This is a genomic window from Paenibacillus sp. MAH-35, assembly GCF_058135425.1.
The window spans coordinates 18,172-41,498 of sequence record NZ_JBYUPU010000001.1; the positions used below are offsets into that span (position 1 = coordinate 18,172).

Genomic DNA, 23,327 nt, shown 5'->3' on the forward strand with positions numbered 1-23,327 from the left:
AACCGCTTGACCATCTTAACGATTCTGGGGAGGAAAATAACTTATGAAGCGAGTTTTTAAAAAGGCTGTTATTACGACAATGACTTTTGCGATGGTTGTTGGAGGGGCATCTTCGGCTTTTGCGGACAAAGGAAAAGATAAAGACAGAGACGACGATCGCCGCAGCAGCTGGACCACCCCTAGTAAAGGTTGGAACGGAAACAACGGAAACGGAAACAACGGCTGGAACGATAAAAATAAAAGCAACTCCATTCATATCGGCGGCGACGTCAACATCTTCGTTAACTTTAACGATATGGAAGGCGTGGAGTGGGCGGTTCAGCATATAGCGAGCCTGGCGTCGAAGCGGGTATTCGAGGGGTATGAGGACGGAACGTTTAAACCGAACAACCACATCACCCGCATCGAAGCGATCACGGCGGCTGTCCGTCTGATGGGGCTTCGCGATCAGGCCGAATCGGCTGCCGAGAAGAGCACCAGCCTGAACTTTAAGGATGCGGATAAATTGGCGAAGCAATATCCGTGGGCGATCGGATACGTGTCGCTTGCGGTCAAGAACGACCTGTTCACCGAGCTGGAGACGTCTGTACAGCCGGAGAAAACGGCGGACCGCCTGTGGGCGACAACGCTGCTCGTCAAAGCGCTTAAGCTGGACGGGGAAGCCAAGGCCAAAATGAATACGAAGCTGACCTTCAAGGACGCTGACAAGATCCCGGCCGGTTCCGTAGGTTACGTTGCGGTTGCCGTCGAAAAAGGATTGGTCAACGGCTTCGAGAACAATACGTTCCGTCCGAACGATCCGGTAACACGCGCCCAGCTGGCCGCATTGCTTGACCGGACAGGCGAGCAGATGCCGGGACAGGAGAAGGACGTCGTGTCGGGTCAAGTAACGGCGATTAACGGCAACGTCCTGACCGTGCTGAAGGGCGGCGTTTCGACCGCTGTGGGCCTCGAACCTAACGCTTTCGTCTTCCGCGACGGCGTACGCGCTCCGATCGCTGCAATTCAAGTAGGCGATGAAGTCCGTGCGAAAGTGATCAACGGCATCGGGATTTATTTGGAAGTGACCAAATCGACGACGACGAATCCGGTTGTAGATTTCACCGTCAGCGGCCGCTTGTACTCGTTGGAATGGAACAGCGGCAAGATTAGCAGAATCGTCATAAATACGGCGGTAACCGGTTCGGATACACCGACTCTGAGCTACTACAATGTAGATCCGAACTACTCGGTGATCGGCAACGCAGCACTGCTGGCGTACGACCGCAACCTGGAGCTGAAAGGCCGCAATCAGGTCGTAACTTCGATCGAAATTAAATAATTAAGCACTTCCTCTGCTTCCCGCTTCTGAATAAATATAGCGATAAAAGGCCGTCAGCCAGGCATTTAATGTCCGGTTGGCGGCCTTTCTGCATGATCGACGGAAGGGCAGAGAAGCGTCGGAGCCCCTTCACGTTCGTTTTGTAACCGATCTTGCTCACTCCGATCTATTCCTTCAACCGAGGCAGCCTGTAAACTACGTTTGTTCCTCTCCGGTATATGGTGTCGATTGAAATCCCGTACTCGCTGCCGTAATGCAGCTGCAGCCGTTCTTGCACGTTCGCGAGCCCGAGATGGTCTGCGTAATCGATCGGCTCGCGCATCCTTCGGCGAATCCAATCCAGCTCCTCCTCTGCGATGCCTTTGCCGTTGTCAAATACTTCAATCATGACGCCATCCGCCGATTCGTAGGCCGTAATGGCGAGAATGCCTTCGTCCGGGATCATTTCGAGCCCGTGGTAGACGGCGTTTTCCACGATCGGCTGAAGCGTCAGCTTCGGAATCCGGTATTGCAGCAGCTTGTCCGGTACCGACAGCAGCAGATTGAACTTGTAGTCGTAGCGGATTTGCTGGATTTCGACATACCGCTTGACTTGCTTCAGCTCCTCGCCAAGCGGCACGACCGGATCGCCCTGGGAAATGCTGTAGCGGAACATGTCGGCGAGCATTCTCGACATCCTGCTGAGCAGCGGCACCTCCTCCAGCATGGCGATAGCGTTCATCGAGTCGAGCGTGTTGTACAGAAAATGCGGGTTAATCTGCGAATGAAGCGCCTTAAGCTGCGCTTCTTTACGGATAATTTCCGCTTTGTACACGTCGTTGACGAGCGTTTGCACCCGCTCGGTCATCTGATTGAAGCTGCGCGTAAGCTGGCCGACCTCATCCGTTCGGACGACGTCCAGCCGGATGTCGAAGCGGCCGTCTTGCACCTGCTTCATGTTGCGCTGGAGCGTGCGCAGCGGTTTCGTAATACGTCCGGCGATGAAGGTCGAGAGGGCCAGCGCGACGAGCAGCGCCACAAGCCCGACCCCGACGGTCATATTGCGGAAAGCCACGGAGTATACGGACAGCGTGCTGAGCGGGTCCAGACTGACGAAGCGCCAGCCGGTCGCCGGCAGCTCTCCCGTATTGACGAACATGCGCCCTCCGTCCGTATCGATCCAGCCCGAATCCGCTCCGCGGATGCTGGCTCCGTAGGGCCACTTTTGCCCGATCGTGTCCGACCGGTCCGCATAAACGACCGTATCGTCCGCGTTCAAGATGGTCATGTTGCGCAAGTTCAGGCTGGTTAGCAGGCGCGCGAGATCCATGACGTTAATGTCGACGACGATGCCGCCAAGGTCCGTTCCGCCGAGCGGGTTGTTGATTTTCCGGATGAGCGAAAACGTATGCGTATGGGCCGCGGTTCCCGGATTCGCGAACGGCCGGACGAACGGGCCGGCGATGACGACCTCGCCTTGCCGCGCGATTGCACGACGGTACCATTCCTGGGCGGCGAACGAGGCTTCGGGGGCATACATGTGCTCCTTGGCGATCTCCGATCCGTTCGCCCTCACGATCGTAACGTTCTGGATCGCGGCTTTAATGTTCATGTAGCCGTACCATTCCTCGAACTGCTGGAACAGCGCACTTTTCCAGCGGGTGAAGGCGATGGCGTCCGCGGGCGGCCCCGCATTCAGCAGTGCCTGCACCTCGCCGGTATAAATAACCCGGGAATACAGCTCCAGCTGATCCGTGTAGGCCTGCAGCTGCTGGGACACCAGCTTCATCTCCACGGCCCGCTTATCCAGCGTCTGCCGCTCGGTAATGGACAGCATCGTGACGAACAAAATAGTGCCGATCAGTACGAGCGGAATGAGAATGACGATAAAATAGGACAAAAACAGCTTCTTGCGAATGCTGCCGCGAATGCTGCGGATGGCTCGAACGATCACGTCTGTCACCGGGCCGCGTCCTCCTTGTAACTGGCAGGCGTAATGCCGGTATGGCGCTTGAACAGCTTGCGGAAATATTTCAGGTCCTGATAGCCGCACTGCAGCGCGACATCCCCGATTTTCCGGCCCGGATCGGACGCGAGCAGCGATTTGGCGTGCTCCATCCGCAGATGGGCCACATATTCGAGAAAGTTCCTTCCCGTCAACTGGCGAAACAGTGAGCTGAAATAACCCGGACTTAAGTAGCTGCTGTGGGCCAGTTCGGACAAGTTCATCGGTTGGCAATAATGGGCGTCGATGAAAGCTTTCGCTTTTTCTACGGCGAGGCGGGCCTCCATCGCGTATTCTCCGTCCTTCTCCTTCAAGTGGTGGAGGAAAAAGGCCGTTACGCACTGCTTCTTGTCTTCCAGAGAGACGACATGGGGGAGCGATCTTGCGATACGGCACGCTTCGCGGAAGTCGGGCTCGCGGAGGAGCCCGGTCTCGTACAGCTCGCGGGCTCCGCGCAGCAGCACGTAATGGTACGAGCCGTCCACGATGTCGGGATGGGCGGAGCGGCCGGCGTCCAGCAGCTCCCCGAGCTTCTCCAGCGCCTCGCGCCTGTTCCCTTGACGGAGGTGGAACGCCCACTCTTGCTCCCAGGCGGCGCTGAGCGGCACGAAATCGGCGGTTTTTGCTTCCATGCTCTCAAAGGTTGCCGGCTCGTCCGCCGAATCTGCGCTCCGGCTCGTCCGGATCGAATAGGCGTCGAACGCTTGGCTTACCGTCTCTTTCACGCCGCCGACGCCATCCGCCGCGCCGCCGATACTGACCCGGGCGAATGCGCTGCCGCCCCCCGCCAAACGCTTCAGCTCCGAAGCGATATCGCCTGCGGCCAGCGAGGGAGCGGACGCGATCAGCAAATAAACGCCGCGGGTGCGGTAGACGCATACAGCGATTCTCTCCGCCATCGGCCTGAGGGTCTCATATACGGCTGGTTTGTCGAGGCCGCTCTCGAACACGGCTGCAACGAACTGGTCGCCGGGAGCCGCGAACCGGATCTCGGCGAACTCCGGCAGCGATTCCGGTTCGACGACACCGTAAGCGCCTTCAAGCAAATGGCGAAAAAACTGCTCGCGTGAGGTGCGCAGTTCCGCTTCCGCCTTTTTTTGCCGCTCCTCGCCCCGTTTTACAAGCTTCGCGAGCAGTTCGTTGAGCTCCCTCGGGTCTACCGGCTTAAGCAAATAATCGGCCACGGTCAGTTGGATCGATTTGCGCACATAGGCGAAATCGTCATAGCCGCTTACAACGACATACGCGATGTCGGGATATTGCTCCTTCGCTTTTTCGATCAGCTCGAGCCCGTTCATGACCGGCATCCGCACGTCCGTTATGACGATATCGGCATCCGCGTCACCGATTCTCTCCAGGGCATCGCGACCGTTCGCGCATTCCCCCGCAGGGGTAAGGCCGAGCTTGTCCCATTCGATCATTTTGGCGAGTCCGGCGCGGGAAAGCCTTTGGTCGTCCACGATTAGCACGTTCATCATGTTCCCCGCCTTCATAGCGGCCTCGGCCGCAAATTTCCGCTCCTGGCAATCCATTGGATAAGCGCGTGCCGGATAACAACGGCAATTCCGCTCTATCTTGCCATTCAGTATAGCATATGTTTTACATCCCTAACTTACCCGCACCCGCCTCGGACGACATGCAAAAAAATGGCCCCCCTCCGAAACAAAAAATGTCACCTCGAAATGTAAAACGTTTTCACGTACAGTTTAACCATATCGAGAAAACGTTACCGTACAGGCCGCATCCGGCCGGGTTCGGCTTAACGACCGCTTACGATCGACGGGAGGTCGAAACTACCATGGCATTATCCGCATCACGATTTTTTCGCAAGCATTGGAAAGGTTACGCTTTCCTGATCCCGGTATTCGCCGTGCTTGCTACGTTCAAGTACATTCCGTTCTTCAACGCGCTGATCATGTCGTTTTACGATTGGAACGGCGCCAATGTCCGGACGTTCATCGGCTTGGACAATTTCGTCCAGCTGTTTCGCGACAAGACGTTTTACGTCTCGCTGAAAAACATGGGAATCTTCACGGCCACCGGGGTGCTCATCCAGCTAACCGTGCCTTTGCTGGCCGCGGTGCTCGTGTTTCATGTCAAGAAGATCCGGCTGCAAAATATGTTCAAGCTGTGGTTCGTCATTCCGCTTGTCATTCCGAGCATCGTCATTTACTTGACCTGGCAATGGATTTTCGCCGGAGATTACGGCGTGCTCAATGAGCTTCTGGAGCAGCTCGGACTCGAATCGTGGACGCACGCTTGGCTCGGCGAAAGCAAAACGGCGCTTACGTCCGTCATTTTCGTCAATTTTCCGTGGATCGGCGGCATCACGTTCCTGATTTACTTGGCCGGGCTTATGGCGATTTCCACCGAGCTGTTCGAAGTCGCGAAGCTGGACGGCATGAACGTCTGGCAGAGGTTCATTCATTTGGAGCTGCCGCTCGTCCGCAGCCAGCTCAAGATGGTTACGGTGCTGACGATCATCCAGCAGATTCAAAGCTTCGAGAACATTCTCGTGCTGACCAACGGCGGTCCCGGTCAATCGACGATGACCCCCGCGCTTTATTTGTACATTCAAGGCTTCTCCTACAGCAAGATGGGGTACGCCTCGGCGATCGGTCTCGTCCTGTTTCTGCTGCTGCTCATGCTCACATGGGCCAACAACAAGTTTGTCAAAAACACCGAAACTATCGACTAGAAAGGAGGGGGCTTGCCTTGCGATTCCGAATCGCGGCCGTGCCGCATTACGCGATTCTCGCTATCCTGCTCGGGCTGACGCTGTTTCCGTTTTATATGCTGATCGTCAGCTCGCTCAAACATTCGGAGCAAATGATCCTGAACTTTTGGGGTGTCGGGTTTCCGTTTCATTTCGACAATTACGCAACGGCGTTTAAGCAAATCGGGCCGTTCATCGGGAACACGGTATTGATCTCCACCTGCATCGTGGCCGGTGTTTTGATCATTTCGTCATTCGCCGGATATTCGTTTATGCGGTTTTCGTACCCCGGCAAAAACGTGCTGTTCCTGCTTATTTTGTCGCTCATGATGGTGCCGGGCTTTCTCATTCTCATCCCGCAGTTTTTGCTCGTTCAGAAGCTGGGCATGCTGAATACGTACCAAGGGCAAATTTTCCCTCCGATGGCGTTCGGCGCTTCGATGGCTACGTATCTGATGCGAACCTTTTTCGAAGGCTTGCCCAAAAGCTTGCTGGAGGCAGCCGAAACCGAAGGTGCCGGCGAGCTGCAAATTTTCGCGAAGGTCGTTATGCCACTTTCGCTGCCGGTCATTTCAACCGTATCGATCATCAACTTCCTGGCCGGCTGGAACAACTACATTTGGCCGCTCGTCTCGACAACCGGGGACAAGGTCAAACCGGTCATTCTCGCTCTGAGCACCGTAACGGGGAACATGGATCAAGGCATCAGCGTTAAGCTGGCCGGCTATATCATCTCGTCGATCCCGCTGCTCGCGCTTTTTCTGGTCGCTACCAAACCTTTTATCTCCGGCATTACGTCGGGCGCGGTGAAAGGTTAGGATAGAAGAAAGCAATCATACATCATAGGGGGTAATCCGATGTCCAATCGAACTGGAAAACGGTTCGCCAAAGGCTTGACGCTTGCCATAGCATCGTCAGTCTTCCTGGCGGCCTGCACGTCGTCCAAGCCGGATGAAAACAAAGCCGGGGAGGGCGGCGAGAAAACGATCAATCTGACGTTTGCCGTGGAAACGCCGAAGCAGGAGGAGATCAAAGCGGTATGGCAGGAAATCGTAGCCGGTTACGCGCAGAAAAAGCCGAATGTCAAAATCAAGCTCGACTATGCGCCGAACGACGGGGACGCGTTCCGCACCTGGCTGACGACCGGCCTGATCGGCGGTACGGCTCCGGAAATCGTGCCGAGCCGCTACACATGGACGCACGAAGATTTGAACAAAGATCTGGTTGTCGATCTGACTGCGGAATATGACAAGCCGAATCCGTATACGGACAACAAAGTGTGGAAGGACACGTTTACGCCGACGATATTAAACGAAATGAAAAATCCGATATCGACCAAGCTGTCCGGTGTCGCTCTGCAAACGCTGGCGATCCGCGTCTTCTATAATCAGGACTTGTTCAAGAAGCACGGGCTGCAAGTGCCGAAGACATGGACCGACTTCATCGACGTGCAGAAAAAGCTGAAAGCGGCCGGAGTTACGCCGTTCGCCTTTGCCAACTCGAAGCCGGGCGACAACCACTTGCTCTGGGTCACGAACCTGATGACGAACCAGATCGCTGCGGATAAGGTCAAGCCGTTCGACTGGAACCAAAACCGTCAGTTGGAGCTGAGCGAAATCGCGGGCGCCGTCGATCAGAACGTAATCAATCTGCAATCGCCCGACTGGTTCGGCGTTATGCCGATCATCAAAGACTGGTCGCAGTATTGGGCCAGAGGTTATAACGGCATGAACGGCGACACGGCCAAGGAAATGTTCATCCGCGGCGACGTGGCGATGGTAATGGCAGGAAACTACGAGCTGAACACGATTCAGGATTCGAAGGCGAGAAAATTCGAATTCGGCACGTTCGCGCTGCCCTACCTGACGAAAAAAGAAAACCCGAACGCGGCCGAGAAATATTATGAGCTCGGCGGATACCCGGACATGGTGTTCACGATTCCGAAAAAAGTGACGGGCGAGAAGCTGGAAGCGTCCGTCGATTTCCTGAAATATTTGTCTTCGCCGGAAGTGGCGACGGTGATGGGGAACAAAATGTATACAGCGACAACGCTAGTCGGCGTCAAGCTTCCCGATCATCTGCAAGGCTTCCAATTCGTCGGGGAGCGCATTCTGGTCAACTTCTACGCCGCCCATATCAGCAAAAAGCTGAATGAAGATTTGGTGCGGATCGGCCAGCTGTATCTGGAAGACTCGGTTACGTTCGACAAGTACGCGACCGAGATGCAGAATACGCTCAAGGCCGACATGAACGATACCATGAAAATGAATAATTGGAACAAGGACAATCAGTACGGAACTAAAAAATAAGTTTGGCCGTCTATTCCCCCGGCATCCGAACAGACCGTGAGCCGGGGGAATCGTCTGAATGCGGACGCGGGGACGGTCCCGATCGGGAGGAGAAACGGATGAACTGCATCGTTATCGTATGCGACACGCTGCGTGTCGATCATTGCGGACCTTACCATCAAGGCAGGCCGCTGAACCGGGTGATGAGCCCGGAACAGCCGGAATGGATCGTGCCGACGCCGAATATGGACCGGCTTGCCCGCAGGGGCACCGTATTCGACAACGCCTGGTGCGGATCGACGCCTTGCATGCCGGCCAGACGGGATATTTACACGGGGCGGTACGAGTTTCTGGAACGGGGCTGGGGCCCTTTGGAGGACGGCGATCTCGACTTGCCGCGGCAAGTGTCCGGTCCGCCGAACCAATCGTTATCCCGGCAGCTTGCGCAAGGATATCCGGTCAGCTACATGGTGACCGACCATTTTCATTTGTGGGAGCAGGGCGCTGGCAATTACCATATGGGGTATACCGGATTCGATTTCGTTCGCGGCCATGAGGCGGACGCCTGGAAAACCGACCCGGTCGTCTTCCCTTGTCCGGACGACGCGGACCATAAGGTGGAACGCCATCATCGCAACGTGCACTTGACCCGCAAGTCGGAGGAAGACTATTTTTGCGCCAAAGTGTTTACACAGGCGGCCGATTGGCTGGAAGCGAACCGGTCGCACGACAATTTCTATGTGCATATCGACTGCTTCGACCCGCACGAGCCGTGGGACCCGCCGGAGGAATGGCTGAAAAAGTTCGATCCGCGCGGATACGACGTGGACCGCTGGAAGTCGATGGTGCCGTACGACAAATGGGAAAATCACTATGCGCCGGAGGAGCTGCGCCATGTGCAGGCGCGGTATGCCGCGATGGTGGCGATGACCGACAAGTGGCTCGGCAAACTGCTCGATAAGCTCGACGAGCTGGATCTGTGGAACGATACGATGGTCATCTTCACCTCAGATCACGGCACCTATAACGGCGACCACGGCCGGATCGGCAAGCTGCAGACGCATCAGCACGATGCCTGCGGGCATATTCCGTTTATCGTTGCGCATCCCCGCGACGGTCACGGCGAGCGGCGCAGCCAGCTTGTCCAGCTCGTCGACATTTACCCGACGGTGCTGAGCGCGGTCGGCCGTCCTTGCCCGCCGGACCGGCACGGCATCGATTTGCTGCCCGTGCTCCGCGATGCCGGAGCAGGCACGCGCCGCTATGCGATTAGCGGTATGTTCGGACGCAGCGTGACGATCACCGACGGCGAGTGGATTTTGCACCAGTCCCCGGTGCCGGACAACAAGCCGTTGTATTGGTACGGACACAGCACGGCGAGGTTTATTCCGTACGATCTCGGGCCTTACGAGAAGGGGCGGCGTGCGGTCGACTGCCCGTCGTGGGGCACCCCGACATGGCTGAGCGACAAGACGGCCGACCCGAACGAGTATACGAATCTGGCCGATGTCCGTCCGGACAAGCTGGACGAGCTTCAGCGGGAGCTGGCGGTCAAGCTCGGGGAGCTGGGTGCGCCGGCGGAGCAGTTGGAGAGGCTTGGCTTGCATGCGCTATCGAAGTCGTAGTCTCTGAGTATATAAGTTGTAAAAAAGCTCGGCGGCGGTCGGCGCTGAGACGTTCAGCGAAACCGTCGCCGAGCGCCGGAGCAGGAGGGTTTATCTATATGAAGAAAGACAGCTGGTTTTGGGACCGTATGCGTCAGGTGCACGTCGATTTTCATATGCCGGAGTTTCCGCGCGAAGCGATTCGCAACTTTGACGCGAAATCGTTCGTGGACCGGTTCGTCCGGGCGAAGGTCAACGTCATCGGCGTTTTTACGAAATGCCATTTCGGCAACGCCTTTTACGACAATACGGTCGGGCATAAGCATAGCGGGCTGAAGGAGGACTTTTTCGGCGAGGTGCTGGCGGAAGCCCGGAAGCATGACATCAAGGTCATCGCGTATTACTCGCTCGGCACCGACGCGAGAGCTGTTCAGGACAACCCGGACTGGTACCAGGTGGACGAGCACGGGAAGGTGCGCGGCGCCGAAGGAACGGTATGGGAGCTGCCCTGTCTCAACAGCCCTTACCGAGAGGAGCTCGTCCTGCCGCAGATCAAGGAGATTACAGAGAAGTACGACATGGACGGGTATTTGCTCGATATCCCGTATTTGCATAATCATTACTGCTTCTGCCCGTATTGCAAAAAGAAATTCGCCGAGGAATATGGACGCGAGCTGAAGCCGGAGCTGCTCGTGACGGACCGCGAGCTTGTCGTCCGCTTCGGCATCGACACGGCGGCGCGCTGCATGGAGGAAATCGTCGCGACGGTCAAACGGATTCGCCCGAACGTTCTGATGAACTGCAACGGAGCATGGCGGATGGGCGAGCCGGACCGGGTTAACGCCACAAGCGATTACGGCTTATGGGAATCCCAGCCTTCGGCGACGGGCTCGTTTCATAACCATTCGATCCGCGCGCGTTATGCCCGGACGCTGGATGTTCCGGTGCAAATCATGACGGTGAGGTTTACCGAGGGCTGGGGGCTCATGTCGTGCAAAACGGCGGAACAGCTCAAGTACGAATTCGCGACGATTTTGGCTAACGGGGGCATCATCAATATCGGCGATCAGGTGCTGCCGGACGGGACGCTGCAGGACGGGGTGTACGACGTGATCGGCGAAGCGTTCGGCTTCGTAGAGGAGCGGGAGAAGTATTGCGTCCGGGCGGAGAGCGTGCGCGAGGTGGCGCTGATTGCGAACAACACGAATAACTGGTACCACGACAAAGACGACGCCGCAACGTTCGGCGCGGCCAAAATGCTGCTTGAAGGCCATCATCAGTTCGACATTTACTATAACGACCAATTCCCCGATTTGAGCGGTTACCGCGTCGTCGTGCTGCCCGAGACGGTCCGGCTGTCGGAAGCGTCCGCGGCGCGGCTCGAAGCGTTTGTCGCGGAGGGCGGACTGCTGCTTGCGGCGGGCGAAGCGACGTTTTGCCGGGAACGCCAAAACTTCCTGCTGGCGAACGTGCTGGGCATAAACTATTTGGAACGTTCCCCATACAGCTGCGGTTACTTGACCGAGCGCGAGGAGTTATGGAAAGGGATCGCCCGCATTCCGCAGCTGGTCGAAGCGCCGTTTATCAAGACGGTGCCGACGACAGCGGATATTGTCAGCTTCATCCAGTGGCCGCTTACGGTACCGGCCGTCAGCCGAGCGTTCCGCCACCCGATTCCGCCGGGAGGCCATGTTAGCGACTGTCCGGGCATCAGCGTCAACCGGTATGGCAAAGGGACGGCTTTGTACGTCGCCGCGCCGGTATTCGGCTCCTATTGGCACTCGAATCATTTCTGGGTGCGGCGCATCGTGGACAATCTGCTCCGGTGCCATTACGCGGGATATGCGGAGGTCGAGGCGCCGACGCATATCGAGACGAATTTGATGCGTAAGGACGGCAAAACGTACCTGCACGTCGTTAACTTCCAGAGCAATCATGCGGGGGAGAAAAGCACTGCATTTTACAACCCGATCGAAAACATCACCCCGGTGCACGAGATCCGGGTCGTCATCCGTGATAGCAGGCTCCGCAAAGCGGTTTTGCAGCCGGACAATTTGGACTTGCCGGTCGAACAAACCGCAGACGGAATCGCCTTTACGATTCCGCGGGTGCATATTCATGCGATAATCGAATTAAGCGAGGCCTAAAGCAAACCGGTCGGTTCGCTCCAAGCAAGCATCAAGATATTCGCCTCCGAATGGAAGAGGACGGTTCGGCAATCAACGTAAGGCGATTCAAAGGGGCTGTCCCGGAAGGGGTCGCCTGACAGGGGCGGACGTCTCCGCTTTTCAACGAAAGGACTTCAATTTCCACTGAATGTGGAGACTGAGGTCCTTTCGTTGTGGAAAACCGGTTCTAAGTGAGCCTCGGAAAATCGCAGCAAAATGACTGGTTTTAAATTGCATTCGGCAAAACGTACAGCAGTATGCGGAACCTGTTATTCCAGGTCCAGGGAATAAGGGAACAGATCATTGGAGGGCCGGTTGGCGGGGGATTATTTAAAGCATCCTGTTAGGACTTTAGGGTACATCTGCGATAAAGTATCTATATAGAGGTTGAGGCTTTGAAAGCAGGCCTGTTTAAGGAGGCGAAACATGGATTGCATTTTACCGGAAGAAGTGATGGCAAGGGTGAAGCGATGGCCCAAACATACTATTGCGGCGGGTCGGCGTCATACCGTCGGGCTTAAATCGGACGGTACGGTGACGGCTGCGGGCGATAATAAGTATGGCCAATGTGAGGTAAGCGGCTGGCGCGATATCGTGGCGGTTGCGGCTGGCAATGTTCATATGGCGACGAACACCGGTAATGCTCATACAATCGGCCTCATATCGGACGGTACGGTGGCGGCGGCGGGTTGGAATAAGTACGGCCAATGTAATGTCAGTGATTGGCGCGATATTGCAGCGGTTGCGGCGGGGTGGTGTCGTACCGTTGGGCTGACATCGGACGGCAGGGGGATAGCCGTGGGGAGGAATAAGGAAGGTGAATGCGGGGTCAGCGGTTGGCATAATATTGTGGAGGTGACGGCGGGCGACTGGCATACCGTCGGTCTCAAATCGGATGGCACGGTGACGGCTGTGGGTAATAACCGGTACCGCCAATGTAATGTAAGCGGCTGGTGCGATATAGTGAATGTCGAGGCGGGGTATCTGCATACCATCGGTCTTAAATCGAACGGTACGGTGACGGCTGTGGGCGATAATAAAAATGGCCAAAGCGAGGTAAGCGGCTGGCGCGGTATTGCTGCGATCGCGGCGGGCAGTCATCATACGATCGGTCTTAAGACAGACGGCACGGTGACGGCTGTAGGCTGGAATAAGCATGGCCAATGTAATGTCAGCGATTGGCGCGATATTGTGGCGGTTGCGGCGGGTTGTGCCCATACCGTAGGGCTTAAATCGGACGGCACGGTGGTTGCTGTGGGGGATAATGAATATGGCCAATGCGAGGTAAGCGGCTGGAGCGGCATCCAACTGCCTGGAAACCATTCCACCTGTCAAGGCACGGACTCCTCAGACGAAAGATCGCATTGAGGGAAACTGGAGAGCTGGGAGGCTGGGAAACCGGTGAACTGACTTCCCAGAATCGTTTGGTATTCCAGTGGCGCTTGCCGGGCATTATCACACTGGAAGAAGCAAACCCGGCTGAACTGACTTTTTACAGACGAGTCCCGGCCCGGATCTTCTTCGCTTAACCGGTTTGTTACCGTAGTTTCCAGGGAGAAATCCAGACGGAAAACAGACGATACACCGGATTCACAGCTTCGGTCGGGAGCGGTGGCAACGGACGCAAGGGAACCAAAGCGGCCTTGTACGGGCTTGCTTATCCACGGCTCGATAGGGTCCGCCAAACCCTGAAACATTGAACATTTCGCTGTTTCATGCTATTCTCTAACTGGTTTTCTTTTAAATCCTGTTGGATCGGGGAGAAGTGGATATGAGCGGACGGATACCGTCTCCATTTTACATTCAAAATACAAGCGATAATACGCTGCTCGGCGACATCTTGTTCCCATTCGCCTATGACGAGCTGCTCTGTCAAAAAATCGGCGAAGGCGCGCCTGCATTCGTGCACATCTGGAGGCACGAGAAGGCCGTTGTGCTGGGTTTGCGCGACCGCAGATTGCCGCATGTGGAACAAGCGATGGAATGGCTCAGGCTGCATGGCTACCAGGTAGGTGTGCGTAATTCGGGTGGAGCGGCCGTATCGCTCGATCCGGGTATCGTCAATCTGTCCATCGTCATGCCGAATCCGGGCGGCAAGCTGGAGTTCAAGGAAGACTTCGAGCTGATGTACTCGCTCATCCGCGAAAGCTTCCGCAAGCTCGGTCTGGACGCCGATAAGGGCGAAGTGCGTGGCTCCTATTGTCCGGGCGAGTACGACGTCAGCGTCAACGGACGCAAGCTGTGCGGCATCTCGCAGCGGCGCCAGACGAAGGCGTTTATCGTGAATGCGTTCGTTGCCGCCGAAGGGCATGCCGTGCGGCGCGGCGAATTGATCCGCTCCTTCTATGAGCTCGCCACCGGAGGCAACCTAGAGAAGGACGTGCCGGTCGTAGAACCGGAAACGATGGCCACCCTGGCCGAACTGGGCGGTTACGGCGTCACCGGGAAAACGTTCGTCCAAGCGCTCGTGCAGACGCTGCAGGAATGGGGCGGGACGGTCGGCCGTCATCCGGACAAGCCTTCGATGCAGGAGCTGGAACGGATGGCTGGACTGCTGCGCAGCCGTTACGACAGCCGGGAGCCTGCGGAATAAGGGACGGATGAGCCGGGTGCCAAGTGTGCTGAGTGTGCCATGTGTGCCATGTGTGCCAAATGTGCCGAGTATGCCGGGTGAGCGGCTGGATGACGGGTCGCCACCCTTATTCGCGCGATGCGATACAGTTAGAACGCCTAAGCAGCGTCGCCAGTTGGCGGAATATCGGCCGATGCGGCAGCCGGGCTGTGGGGGCTGTTGAGACCAATTAGAACGCTCCTTTCGGGTTGAAGCCGGAATGGGGCGTTTTTTTAGGCTTTTTATTAGACAGGCATGTTTATGTTCTTCACCGTGCTAAAGCGGATAAGGGAGCTCCTTAGAACGAGCATGTGCCGCAAGAAACTCTTTCGCTTTAGGCCACTAGTATGCCCCCATCGTCGTAAAGTGCATTTGCCAGGCGACGGCAGATCTCATTCTGCTGGATTACCTGCAATTCAGACAATTGATCGAGAGCGGCCGGGTATCAAGGATAGCAACTCGCTTCTCATAGGTGGCGGCGATTTAGCTTTCTGCCGTGCTTCAAGCGGGAGAGGAGCCGAATAAGAGCGGTTTGCATAGGTTTGCATTCTTTATTTTGTCCGAAAACCCGCTTGGACGGGGAATAAGAGCGGTTTGAAGCTGTTAAAATCGGCGAAGAGGACACAGACGCGACGAGTTGGCTGAAATAAGGGCCAGGTACCCATCCTTCCTCCTCTCCACACAAGGAGCATGTCAAAGAAGGACTGTCCGAAACCATGTCGCATCACATTTGGGAACGTGCAAACTCTTAAACGAAAGGACCTCAAATTCCGCTATAAAGTGGAAGCTGAGGTCCTTTTTCTCGAGAAAACCAGTCTGTCCAGGGGCTTGCAAAATCGTAAAAAACTTTGGAGACAGTCATTCGATTTGCCTATACCCAGCCAACTTACTTGGCGGCCTGCACGGCATTTGCGCTTTCCATATACTCCTCGAGGGTGATCCCTTTGTCGGTTATTTCCTTGGCGATCTTCGTGCCCACGTAACGGAGATGCCACGGCTCGTATTGATAGCCGGTGATGCTCTCCTTGCCTTTCGGATAACGGATGATAAAACCGTGTTCGGCCGCGTTTTTGGCCAGCCACTTCGCTTCCTTCGTATCGGCGAAACAGTCGGAGGCGGCGCATTTGCCGTCGCTGCCGGATATGTCCATCGCAAGACCGGTCTGGTGCTCGCTGTGTCCGGGGACGGCGCTGTATTTGCGGGCGGCTTCCTCGCCGTCCTTTTTCACGTAGTTGTCGAACAGCGTTTTCTGCGTCGCCTGCGTCCGGAAGCCGGATACGCCGGCCAGGGAGATCGAGTCCTTCTTCGCGGCGGCGACGAGCTTCTCCAGCGCTCCTGCCGCTTCCTTGCGCATCAATCGCTTGTCGCTTTTCTCCTTGAAGATAAACGGGATGTCCGGTTCGACCAGATCGGTCGGTTTGTAATTGTCTGGCAACCGGTACGTCTTGTTGACGAGCACCGCGACATCCGCCGGCTTCGCGACGACCTGAACCGCTTTCGGATCGCCGTTGCCGGCGGAGCCTTTGTCTCCTGCGGCGTTATTCCCGCCAGGTTTATCTGTACCATTACCTGTGCCCGTTCCGGTCCCGTTGCCGGTTGACGGCGCAGGGTCCGTAGTTTTGGGCGGATTCGGGGAGCCGGTTAATTCGGGCACCTTTGGACTCTGGGTCGGATTCGAGTCCGTGCCCGCGCCGCCTGGCGCCGCAACGGCAGGTTTATCCGATCCGGCGCTGCCCTCGGGAGGAGCGGCCTGTTTGTCGCCGCAAGCCGCGACAATGAATACTAGGCCGGTCAGCAGCAGAGCGGCCGTGGTTTTGGAACGTTTTCGCTTCATGATCGGTAGCTTTCCTCCAATGCGTATAATCGGTGTCGGTGTTGCACATAAAAATAGACGTTGCTGCACCGCAGGATGTTTCATTGTTGCAGCGCCGCAGGAATGACAAGTTTTGAGCAGGAAGGAAATTATCCGAAGAAACGGGTCAATGCTCCGGGCAGCTCTTTTTGCCAAAAGCCCCAAATATGCTTGCCGTCCTTCTCTTCGTAGACCAGTTTGGTCCCCTTCGCTTCCAGCATAGCCCGGGTCAGTCGGTTTTCGTTCAGGAAGTCGAACGTGCCCGAAGACGTTTCGACGGCGGTCTCCTGCAAGCCGATCAGCATGTACAGCTCCAGCCAAGACAAGTCGCTTTCGGCGGCGAGACGGCTGCGGGTGCTTTCCAGAAAAGCGCCGGACAGCGACAACACCCGGTTGAACAGCTCCGGGTACTCCAGGGCGAGATGAAGCGATACCGTGCCGCCCAGCGAATCACCTGCGATGACGCGGTCGGCCCGTTCCCGCCTTGCGGGATAGCGCTCTTCGATATAAGGGACGAGCTCCTCCGCGAAAAAGCGGCAGTACGCCTCGAACCGGGAGCCGTCCGGGGAATATTCATCGGTGCGAACCCGTTTGTCCACATCGACGCCGACGACGAGCGCGGGCTCCAGCCCTTCGTCCAGGATGAGCCGGGTGATGGTCGTCGCGGTGCGGCCGAAGTTGAAGAAGTCCTCGCCGTCCTGGCAATACAGGACCGGGTAGGACATCAGCTCATTGTAGCCCGGAGGCATGTATATTTTGACGCTTCTGGCTTCCGGCAAAAAAGCGGAGCGCACTTCTTCCTTTACGATCGTGCGTTTGGTGTAACGGTCATCGTTCATTGCGGCATGTTCCTTTCCGATTGAAAATGGTTCGTTAAGTGTAAACTAATTGGAGATGCGGCTATCTCCGAAAACGACTGGCCGCAATCCAATCATTATAACAGCGAGGGGCGGAATAGAAAAAGTTTTGATCGAATGCTATAGATTTTTGTCGAACTGTACTATATAATGGTGGTACTCTGTTACATACGAGTTTCCGCTAAAATCAAGTGGTTTCAGGCTTGAAAAGCTGACATTGTTATGAAACAGGGTGCTCAATATACTATAACAGTTTGCTGTTCTGTATAACCCAATACTTAAAACCATTTCAGAGGTGAAAGCGATGAGCAAGCCATTGTCCGAAGTTCGGATCGACGAGATCCAGCCGCTCTCGATCCTGTCTCCGAACGGCGAGATCGTGAACCCGGAAGCCGCTCCGAATTTGTCCGACGATCAATTGAAAGAACTGATGCGCCGCATGGTATTTACCCGCACGTGGGACCAGCGCGCCGTATCGCTCAGCCGTCAAGGCAGGCTCGGATTTTTCGCGCCGGTATCCGGTCAGGAAGCGTCCATGATCGGGAGTGAATTTGCGCTCGACAAAGAAGATTGGGTATGCCCGGGCTACCGTGATATGCCGCAGCTCGTCTGGCACGGTCTTCCGCTCTATCAGGCATTCCTGTATTCCCGCGGACATCAGCATGGCGGACAAATTCCGGAAGGCGTCAATGTGCTGCTCCCGCAAATCATTATAGGGGCTCAGATCGTACAAGCTCCTGGCATTGCGATGGGTCTTAAGCGCCGCGGCAAGCAGAACGTAGCGATCGCTTATACGGGCGACGGCGGCAGCTCCCAGGGCGACTTCTACGAAGGAATGAACTTCGCGGGAGCGTTTAAGCTTCCTTGCATTTTCTTCGTCCAAAACAACGGTTACGCGATCTCAACCCCGCGCGCGAAACAAACGATGGCTGCTACGATCGCCCAAAAATCGGTCGCTGCCGGGATTCGCGGCGTACAAATCGACGGTATGGACGTACTTGCCGTATACAAAGCCGTATCCGAAGCTCGCCAGCATGCGCTCGAAGGCGTACCGACTCTGATAGAAGCAATTACGTACCGGTTCGGCCCGCACTCGATGTCCGGCGACGATCCGTCCAAATATAGAACGAAAGAAGAATCCGGCGACTGGGAAACACGCGATCCGCTCGTCCGTTTCCGCACGTACTTGACAGCGAAAGGGCTGTGGAGCGAAGAGGAAGAGAACAAAGTGATCGAAGAAGCGAAGGAGCACGTCAACGCGCAAATCAAAAAGGCGGAAGAGACGGAGAAGATGACGATTCCGGGCCTGATTGATTCGATGTTCGAAACGACGCCGGCGCATCTGGAAGAGCAAAAAGCTTGGTTTGCGGGCAAGGGGGGCAAGTAAGCGATGGCACAGTTAACGATGGTTCAAGCGATTAATGAAGCGATGAAGCTGGAGCTTCAGCGTGATCCGAACGTTATGATATTCGGCGAAGACGTCGGTCATGTCGGCGGCGTGTTCCGCGCTACTGAAGGACTTCAGAAAGAATTCGGCGAAGAGCGCGTATTCGATACGCCGCTGGCCGAGTCCGGTATCGGCGGTTTGGCGGTCGGACTTTGCGTGCAAGGGTTCCGCCCGATTATGGAAGTGCAGTTTATCGGCTTCGTCTTTGAAGTGATGGACTCGATCGTAGCGCAAGCGGCTCGTCTGCGCTGGCGGTCCGGGGGGAGCTACACGGCTCCGATGGTTATCCGGACTCCGTTCGGCGGCGGTGTAAAAGCGGCTGAGCTGCACACGGACAGCCTCGAAGGCATGCTCGTGCAAACTCCGGGGATCAAGGTGGTTATCCCTTCGAACCCGTACGATGCCAAAGGACTGCTAATCTCCGCAATCCGCGACAACGACCCGGTCTTCTTCATGGAACACCTGAAGCTGTATCGTGCGTTCCGCGCGGAAGTTCCGGAAGGCGAGTACACCGTGCCGATCGGCAAAGCGAATATCGTCCGCGAAGGCAAAGACGTGACGATCCTCACTTACGGCGCGATGGTTCACACTTCGATGAAAGCTGCCGAAGAGATCGAGAAGTCGCAAGGCGTGTCCGTCGAAGTCATCGACCTGCGTACGCTTATGCCGCTTGATATCGAAACGATCGTGGAATCGGTCAAGAAGACGAACCGCGCGATCGTCGTTCAAGAAGCCCAGAAGACAGCCGGCATCGCTGCCGAAGTGATCGCTCAAGTAAACGAAAAAGCGATCCTGCATCTGGAAGCTCCGGTCCTCCGCGTAGCGGCTCCGGATACGGTATATGCGTTCGGACAAGTCGAAGACGAATGGCTGCCTACACCAGCTCGGATTATCGAAGGAATTAATCAAGTATTGAACTTCTAAATAAATGAGTTCACGGCTGTCCATCCGGCACCGGCCTTCAAGTGAAGCTGCAGGACGTTTCTTCAAGAATGGCATAGACGCAGCTTGACGGGACGGAGCGAAACGGAACCGAACCGAATGGCGGAGGCCGGTATTATGGCAGTGAAGTGATGCGGAAATAAGAGCTTGTGGAAGCTCTTATTTCTGTAAAAACAGCCGGATTGGATGAAATAAAGGCTGTTCAAGGCTCTTATTTCGCTGGAATCGTCCGCAAAGGAACGAACTTGTTGAAATAACGGCCTTAAACATCTCTTATTTTGGTGATGAAGCAGGTTTGACCGTGAATTGAAGCTGCAAAAGACCGTTATTTTCGAAGGAACCCGCCTGCTGCATGAACTAAACAACCAGGCTCAGGCGGCACTTTGGGATAAGGACGGTAACGAAATAACGGTTATGACATACCCAAGCATACCAAGCATACCAAGCATACACCTAAGCAACCCAAGCAACGCCTGCACGATATGCTCCGCTTGGTCGGACCCGGCAACTGGGAGTTGCGGGACGACGAAGCAGGTGACACGAGGTTCGACGAGTCGTAATATCCATTTTATCTTGCATAAGCAAAACGCCCAGGAGGTAATACTATGGCGATCTGGCAATTCCGGCTCCCCGAGCTCGGCGAAGGTCTTCATGAAGGCGAAATCGTCAAATGGCACGTAAAGCCAGGCGACGAGATTAAAGAAGATCAAATCATTATGGACGTTCAAAACGACAAGGCTGTCGTTGAAGTACCTTCTCCGGTTACCGGCAAAATTGTCGAGCTGAAGGTAAAAGAAGGAACGGTATCGCACGTAGGCGATCCGCTCGCCGTTATCGACGTCGTCGGCGAAATTCCGCCGGAGTCGATTCATCACGGCGGAGGCGAGGCTGCGGCATCCGAGACCGGCGGTGGCCAAGCGGCTCCTGCTGCGGCACCGGCACCGGCGGCGCAACCTGCTGCTGCCGCTCCGGCAGCAGCGCCTGCAGAGCAAGCGAAGCCGGCGGTAGCGGCTGAGCAGGCCGCAGCATCCGGCCAAGTGCTGGCAACGCCGAGCGTGCGCAAGTTTGCCCGCGAGAAAGGCGTCAACCTGGCGTCCATTAAAGGAACGGGCCGCAACGGCCAAGTGACCAAGGACGACGTGCTCGCTTTCGAAGCCGGCGGCGGCCAAGCGGCTGCAGCCCCTGCAGAAGCGGCTCAAGGCGAAGGCGCATCGGCCCCGCAAGCAGGCGGCTCCGCAGCTGTCGCACCGACAGGCGATCGCGTCGAAGAACGCGTACCGCTGAAAGGCATCCGCAAGGCGATCGCGAGTGCGATGGTCAAATCGGTATACACCGCTCCGCACGTTACGATTATGGACGAAGTGGATGTAACGGCATTGGTTGAGCTGCGTCAGAAGGCAAAACCGCTGGCCGAGAAAAAAGGCGTCAAGCTGACCTATCTGCCGTTCATCGTCAAGGCGCTCGTAGCCGCTGTGAAGCAGTATCCGGCGCTTAACGCTTCGATCGACGACGAGAAGAGCGAAATTGTCTATAAAAAGTACTACAACATCGGGATCGCTACCGATACCGACAACGGCTTGATCGTACCGGTCGTGGCAGACGCTGACCGCAAAAACGTATGGCAGGTAGCCAACGAGATTCGCGATCTCGCATCCCGCGGCCGCGAAGGCAAGCTGCAGTCGCACGAGATGAGAGGCAGCACGATCTCGATCACGAATATCGGATCGGCAGGCGGCATGTTCTTTACTCCGGTTATCAATTATCCGGAAGTGGCGATTCTCGGCACCGGCCGGATCTCCGAGAAGCCGGTCGTCCGCGACGGGCAGATCGTCATCGGCAACCTTATGGCGCTGTCCCTGAGCTTCGACCACCGTCTGATCGACGGCGCGACCGCTCAGAATGCAATGAACTACATCAAGTCCCTGCTCGAAGATCCGCAATTAATGGTTATGGAGGTGTAAGCGCATGGTAGTCGGAACGCTTACTGTAGATGTTGACGTGCTGGTTATCGGTTCCGGCCCGGGCGGTTACGTAGCAGCCATCCGAGCGGCACAATTGGGCAAATCGGTCGTATGCGTGGACAAAGCCGAAATCGGCGGCGTCTGCCTCAACCGCGGCTGTATCCCTTCGAAAGCGTTGATCTCCGCGGCTCACCGCTACGAGTCAGCGCTGCAAGGGTCCGAATACGGCATTAACGTCGGCGACGTAAAAGTCGATTGGGCGAAGGTGCAGGAATGGAAAAACGGCATCGTCAAAAAGCAAAGCGGCGGAGTCGGTTCCTTGCTGAAAGGCAACAAAGTGCAATTTGTAACCGGCGAAGCGTTTTTCGTCAGCGATTCGGTTGTCAGTGTCGCTACCGAAAGCGACTCGACGCAATATAAGTTCAACAACTGCATTATCGCGACAGGTTCCCGTCCGGTCGAGCTGAAAGCTTTCCCGTTCGGCAAACGGATTATGTCCTCGACGGAAGCTCTGAACCTCAGCGAAATTCCGAACAGCCTGATCGTTATCGGCGGCGGCTATATCGGGATCGAGCTCGGTCAGACGTTCGCCAAGCTCGGCACGAAAGTCACTGTACTGGAAGGCTCGGATACGATCCTGCCGGGCTTCGAGAAGGAGCTGTCCCGTTATGTGGGACGCAGCCTGAAGAAGTCGAACGTGGATGTCGTGAACGAGGCGCTCGCCAAAGAAGCGAAGCAGACGGACTCGGACGTAACGGTTACGTATACGGTTGGCGGAGAAGAGAAGCAGGTTACGGCAGATTACGTTCTCGTAACGGTGGGCCGAACGCCGAATACCGACGAGCTCGGCTTGCAGGCGATCGGCGTGAAGATGAGCGACCGCGGCATTATCGAGGTGGACAGCCAGGGCCGTACGAGCGTTCCTTCGATCTTCGCGATCGGCGACGTCGTGCCGGGTCCGGCGCTGGCTCATAAAGCGAGCTACGAAGCGAAAGTGGCAGCGGAAGCGATCGCCGGACAAGCGAGCGCTGTCGACTACAAAGCGATTCCTGCAGTCGTTTTCTCCGAGCCGGAGATTGCCAGCGTAGGCCTCAGCGAAACCGAAGCGAAAGAGAAAGGCGTCAACGTCTTCTCCGGACGCTTCAGCTACGGCGCGAACGGACGCGCGCAATCAATCGGCGCTAACGAAGGCTTCGTCAAGCTGGTCGGCGACAAAGATACGGGGCTCTTGATCGGCGCTCAAATCGTGGGCGCGGAAGCATCGAACCTGATTGCCGAGCTGGCGCTCGCCATCGAGATGGGCGCCACGATCGAAGACATCTCGCTGACGATCCACGCTCACCCGACGCTGGGCGAGATCGTGATGGATGCTTCGGAGGGCGCGCTTGGCCATCCGATCCATATGATCGTGAAGTAAAGCCATACAGCAGCACATGTTGCAAGGCGCTCTGTCCTTATGGGGACGGGGCGTCTTTTTGTTTTTCTCGTAAAACCCGGAAAACAAGCCTGTGCGTTGAAGGAATAAAGACATGCGTTCGCGAATGTAGTAGTCCATAAGAACTATACATAGGAGAGG

Annotated in this window: 16 protein-coding genes; 12 read left to right on the forward strand and 4 right to left on the reverse strand. The window is 56.2% G+C overall.

What is annotated here, in order from left to right:
• Window positions 1-43 precede the first annotated feature (43 nt).
• Window positions 44-1,321, forward strand: coding sequence for an S-layer homology domain-containing protein (locus AC3Y2E_RS00065; protein ID WP_379205860.1), 1,278 nt, complete (start codon window positions 44-46; stop codon window positions 1,319-1,321).
• A gap of 166 nt (window positions 1,322-1,487) precedes the next feature.
• Here AC3Y2E_RS00065 and AC3Y2E_RS00070 read toward each other — a convergent pair whose 3' ends face one another.
• Together AC3Y2E_RS00070 and AC3Y2E_RS00075 are read right to left on the reverse strand one after the other, a co-directional pair.
• Window positions 1,488-3,263 (reverse strand): cache domain-containing sensor histidine kinase, encoded by a 1,776-nt coding sequence (locus AC3Y2E_RS00070; RefSeq protein ID WP_379205863.1) that lies wholly within the window; start codon window positions 3,261-3,263, stop codon window positions 1,488-1,490.
• Complete coding sequence (locus AC3Y2E_RS00075; protein ID WP_379205865.1) at window positions 3,260-4,783, reverse strand: response regulator; 1,524 nt, start codon at window positions 4,781-4,783, stop codon at window positions 3,260-3,262. Before AC3Y2E_RS00075 ends, AC3Y2E_RS00070 begins: the two co-directional genes overlap by 4 nt.
• 320 nt (window positions 4,784-5,103) lie before the next feature.
• Between AC3Y2E_RS00075 and AC3Y2E_RS00080 the strand changes: the two genes are divergently transcribed.
• From AC3Y2E_RS00080 to AC3Y2E_RS00110, 7 genes are all read left to right on the forward strand, one after another.
• Window positions 5,104-6,003: a carbohydrate ABC transporter permease gene (locus tag AC3Y2E_RS00080; RefSeq protein WP_379205867.1), complete on the forward strand. Its 900-nt coding sequence runs from the start codon at window positions 5,104-5,106 to the stop codon at window positions 6,001-6,003.
• Window positions 6,004-6,020: 17 nt separating this feature from the next.
• Window positions 6,021-6,839, forward strand: a complete 819-nt coding sequence (locus tag AC3Y2E_RS00085) for a carbohydrate ABC transporter permease (RefSeq protein WP_379205869.1) — start codon at window positions 6,021-6,023, stop codon at window positions 6,837-6,839.
• Between the two features lie 39 nt (window positions 6,840-6,878).
• Complete coding sequence (locus AC3Y2E_RS00090; protein ID WP_379205871.1) at window positions 6,879-8,330, forward strand: ABC transporter substrate-binding protein; 1,452 nt, start codon at window positions 6,879-6,881, stop codon at window positions 8,328-8,330.
• Between the two features lie 98 nt (window positions 8,331-8,428).
• Window positions 8,429-9,934 carry a sulfatase gene (locus AC3Y2E_RS00095; protein ID WP_379205873.1) on the forward strand — a complete coding sequence of 502 codons (1,506 nt, stop codon included), beginning with the start codon at window positions 8,429-8,431 and terminating at the stop codon, window positions 9,932-9,934.
• Window positions 9,935-10,032: 98 nt separating this feature from the next.
• Window positions 10,033-12,060: a family 10 glycosylhydrolase gene (locus AC3Y2E_RS00100; RefSeq protein WP_379205875.1), complete on the forward strand. Its 2,028-nt coding sequence runs from the start codon at window positions 10,033-10,035 to the stop codon at window positions 12,058-12,060.
• A gap of 447 nt (window positions 12,061-12,507) precedes the next feature.
• Entirely contained in the window at window positions 12,508-13,449 is a 942-nt protein-coding gene (locus AC3Y2E_RS00105) for an RCC1 domain-containing protein (protein ID WP_379205878.1), read from the forward strand.
• 403 nt (window positions 13,450-13,852) lie between these two features.
• Window positions 13,853-14,674, forward strand: a complete 822-nt coding sequence (locus AC3Y2E_RS00110; RefSeq protein ID WP_379205880.1) for a lipoate--protein ligase family protein — start codon at window positions 13,853-13,855, stop codon at window positions 14,672-14,674.
• Between the two features lie 904 nt (window positions 14,675-15,578).
• Here the strand turns inward: AC3Y2E_RS00110 and AC3Y2E_RS00115 are convergent.
• Window positions 15,579-16,526, reverse strand: coding sequence for a M15 family metallopeptidase (locus AC3Y2E_RS00115; protein WP_379205882.1), 948 nt, complete (start codon window positions 16,524-16,526; stop codon window positions 15,579-15,581).
• A gap of 128 nt (window positions 16,527-16,654) precedes the next feature.
• Window positions 16,655-17,383: an alpha/beta hydrolase gene (locus AC3Y2E_RS00120; RefSeq protein WP_379205884.1), complete on the reverse strand. Its 729-nt coding sequence runs from the start codon at window positions 17,381-17,383 to the stop codon at window positions 16,655-16,657.
• Between the two features lie 322 nt (window positions 17,384-17,705).
• Here AC3Y2E_RS00120 and pdhA point away from each other — a divergent pair, with 322 nt between their 5' ends.
• From pdhA to lpdA, 4 genes are all read left to right on the forward strand, one after another.
• A complete protein-coding gene (pdhA, locus tag AC3Y2E_RS00125) occupies window positions 17,706-18,788 on the forward strand; it encodes a pyruvate dehydrogenase (acetyl-transferring) E1 component subunit alpha (protein WP_190931991.1) in 1,083 nt (360 codons plus the stop codon).
• Between the two features lie 3 nt (window positions 18,789-18,791).
• A complete protein-coding gene (locus tag AC3Y2E_RS00130) occupies window positions 18,792-19,772 on the forward strand; it encodes an alpha-ketoacid dehydrogenase subunit beta (protein ID WP_190931990.1) in 981 nt (326 codons plus the stop codon).
• 623 nt (window positions 19,773-20,395) lie between these two features.
• Window positions 20,396-21,751, forward strand: a complete 1,356-nt coding sequence (locus AC3Y2E_RS00135; protein WP_379205888.1) for a dihydrolipoamide acetyltransferase family protein — start codon at window positions 20,396-20,398, stop codon at window positions 21,749-21,751.
• A 4-nt stretch (window positions 21,752-21,755) separates the two neighbouring features.
• Window positions 21,756-23,168, forward strand: coding sequence for a dihydrolipoyl dehydrogenase (gene lpdA, locus AC3Y2E_RS00140; protein WP_379205890.1), 1,413 nt, complete (start codon window positions 21,756-21,758; stop codon window positions 23,166-23,168).
• The last annotated feature ends 159 nt before the right edge of the window (window positions 23,169-23,327 follow it).

Coding starts and splice junctions, on each gene's coding strand:
- AC3Y2E_RS00100 (WP_379205875.1), top strand. CDS start 10,033: ATGAAGAAAGACAGCTGGTTTTGGGACCGTATGCGTCAGGTGCACGTC.
- AC3Y2E_RS00080 (WP_379205867.1), top strand. CDS start 5,104: ATGGCATTATCCGCATCACGATTTTTTCGCAAGCATTGGAAAGGTTAC.
- AC3Y2E_RS00120 (WP_379205884.1), bottom strand. CDS start 17,383: ATGAACGATGACCGTTACACCAAACGCACGATCGTAAAGGAAGAAGTG.
- lpdA (WP_379205890.1), top strand. CDS start 21,756: ATGGTAGTCGGAACGCTTACTGTAGATGTTGACGTGCTGGTTATCGGT.
- AC3Y2E_RS00090 (WP_379205871.1), top strand. CDS start 6,879: ATGTCCAATCGAACTGGAAAACGGTTCGCCAAAGGCTTGACGCTTGCC.
- AC3Y2E_RS00095 (WP_379205873.1), top strand. CDS start 8,429: ATGAACTGCATCGTTATCGTATGCGACACGCTGCGTGTCGATCATTGC.
- AC3Y2E_RS00110 (WP_379205880.1), top strand. CDS start 13,853: ATGAGCGGACGGATACCGTCTCCATTTTACATTCAAAATACAAGCGAT.
- AC3Y2E_RS00105 (WP_379205878.1), top strand. CDS start 12,508: ATGGATTGCATTTTACCGGAAGAAGTGATGGCAAGGGTGAAGCGATGG.
- AC3Y2E_RS00065 (WP_379205860.1), top strand. CDS start 44: ATGAAGCGAGTTTTTAAAAAGGCTGTTATTACGACAATGACTTTTGCG.
- pdhA (WP_190931991.1), top strand. CDS start 17,706: ATGAGCAAGCCATTGTCCGAAGTTCGGATCGACGAGATCCAGCCGCTC.
- AC3Y2E_RS00075 (WP_379205865.1), bottom strand. CDS start 4,783: ATGATGAACGTGCTAATCGTGGACGACCAAAGGCTTTCCCGCGCCGGA.
- AC3Y2E_RS00130 (WP_190931990.1), top strand. CDS start 18,792: ATGGCACAGTTAACGATGGTTCAAGCGATTAATGAAGCGATGAAGCTG.
- AC3Y2E_RS00115 (WP_379205882.1), bottom strand. CDS start 16,526: ATGAAGCGAAAACGTTCCAAAACCACGGCCGCTCTGCTGCTGACCGGC.
- AC3Y2E_RS00135 (WP_379205888.1), top strand. CDS start 20,396: ATGGCGATCTGGCAATTCCGGCTCCCCGAGCTCGGCGAAGGTCTTCAT.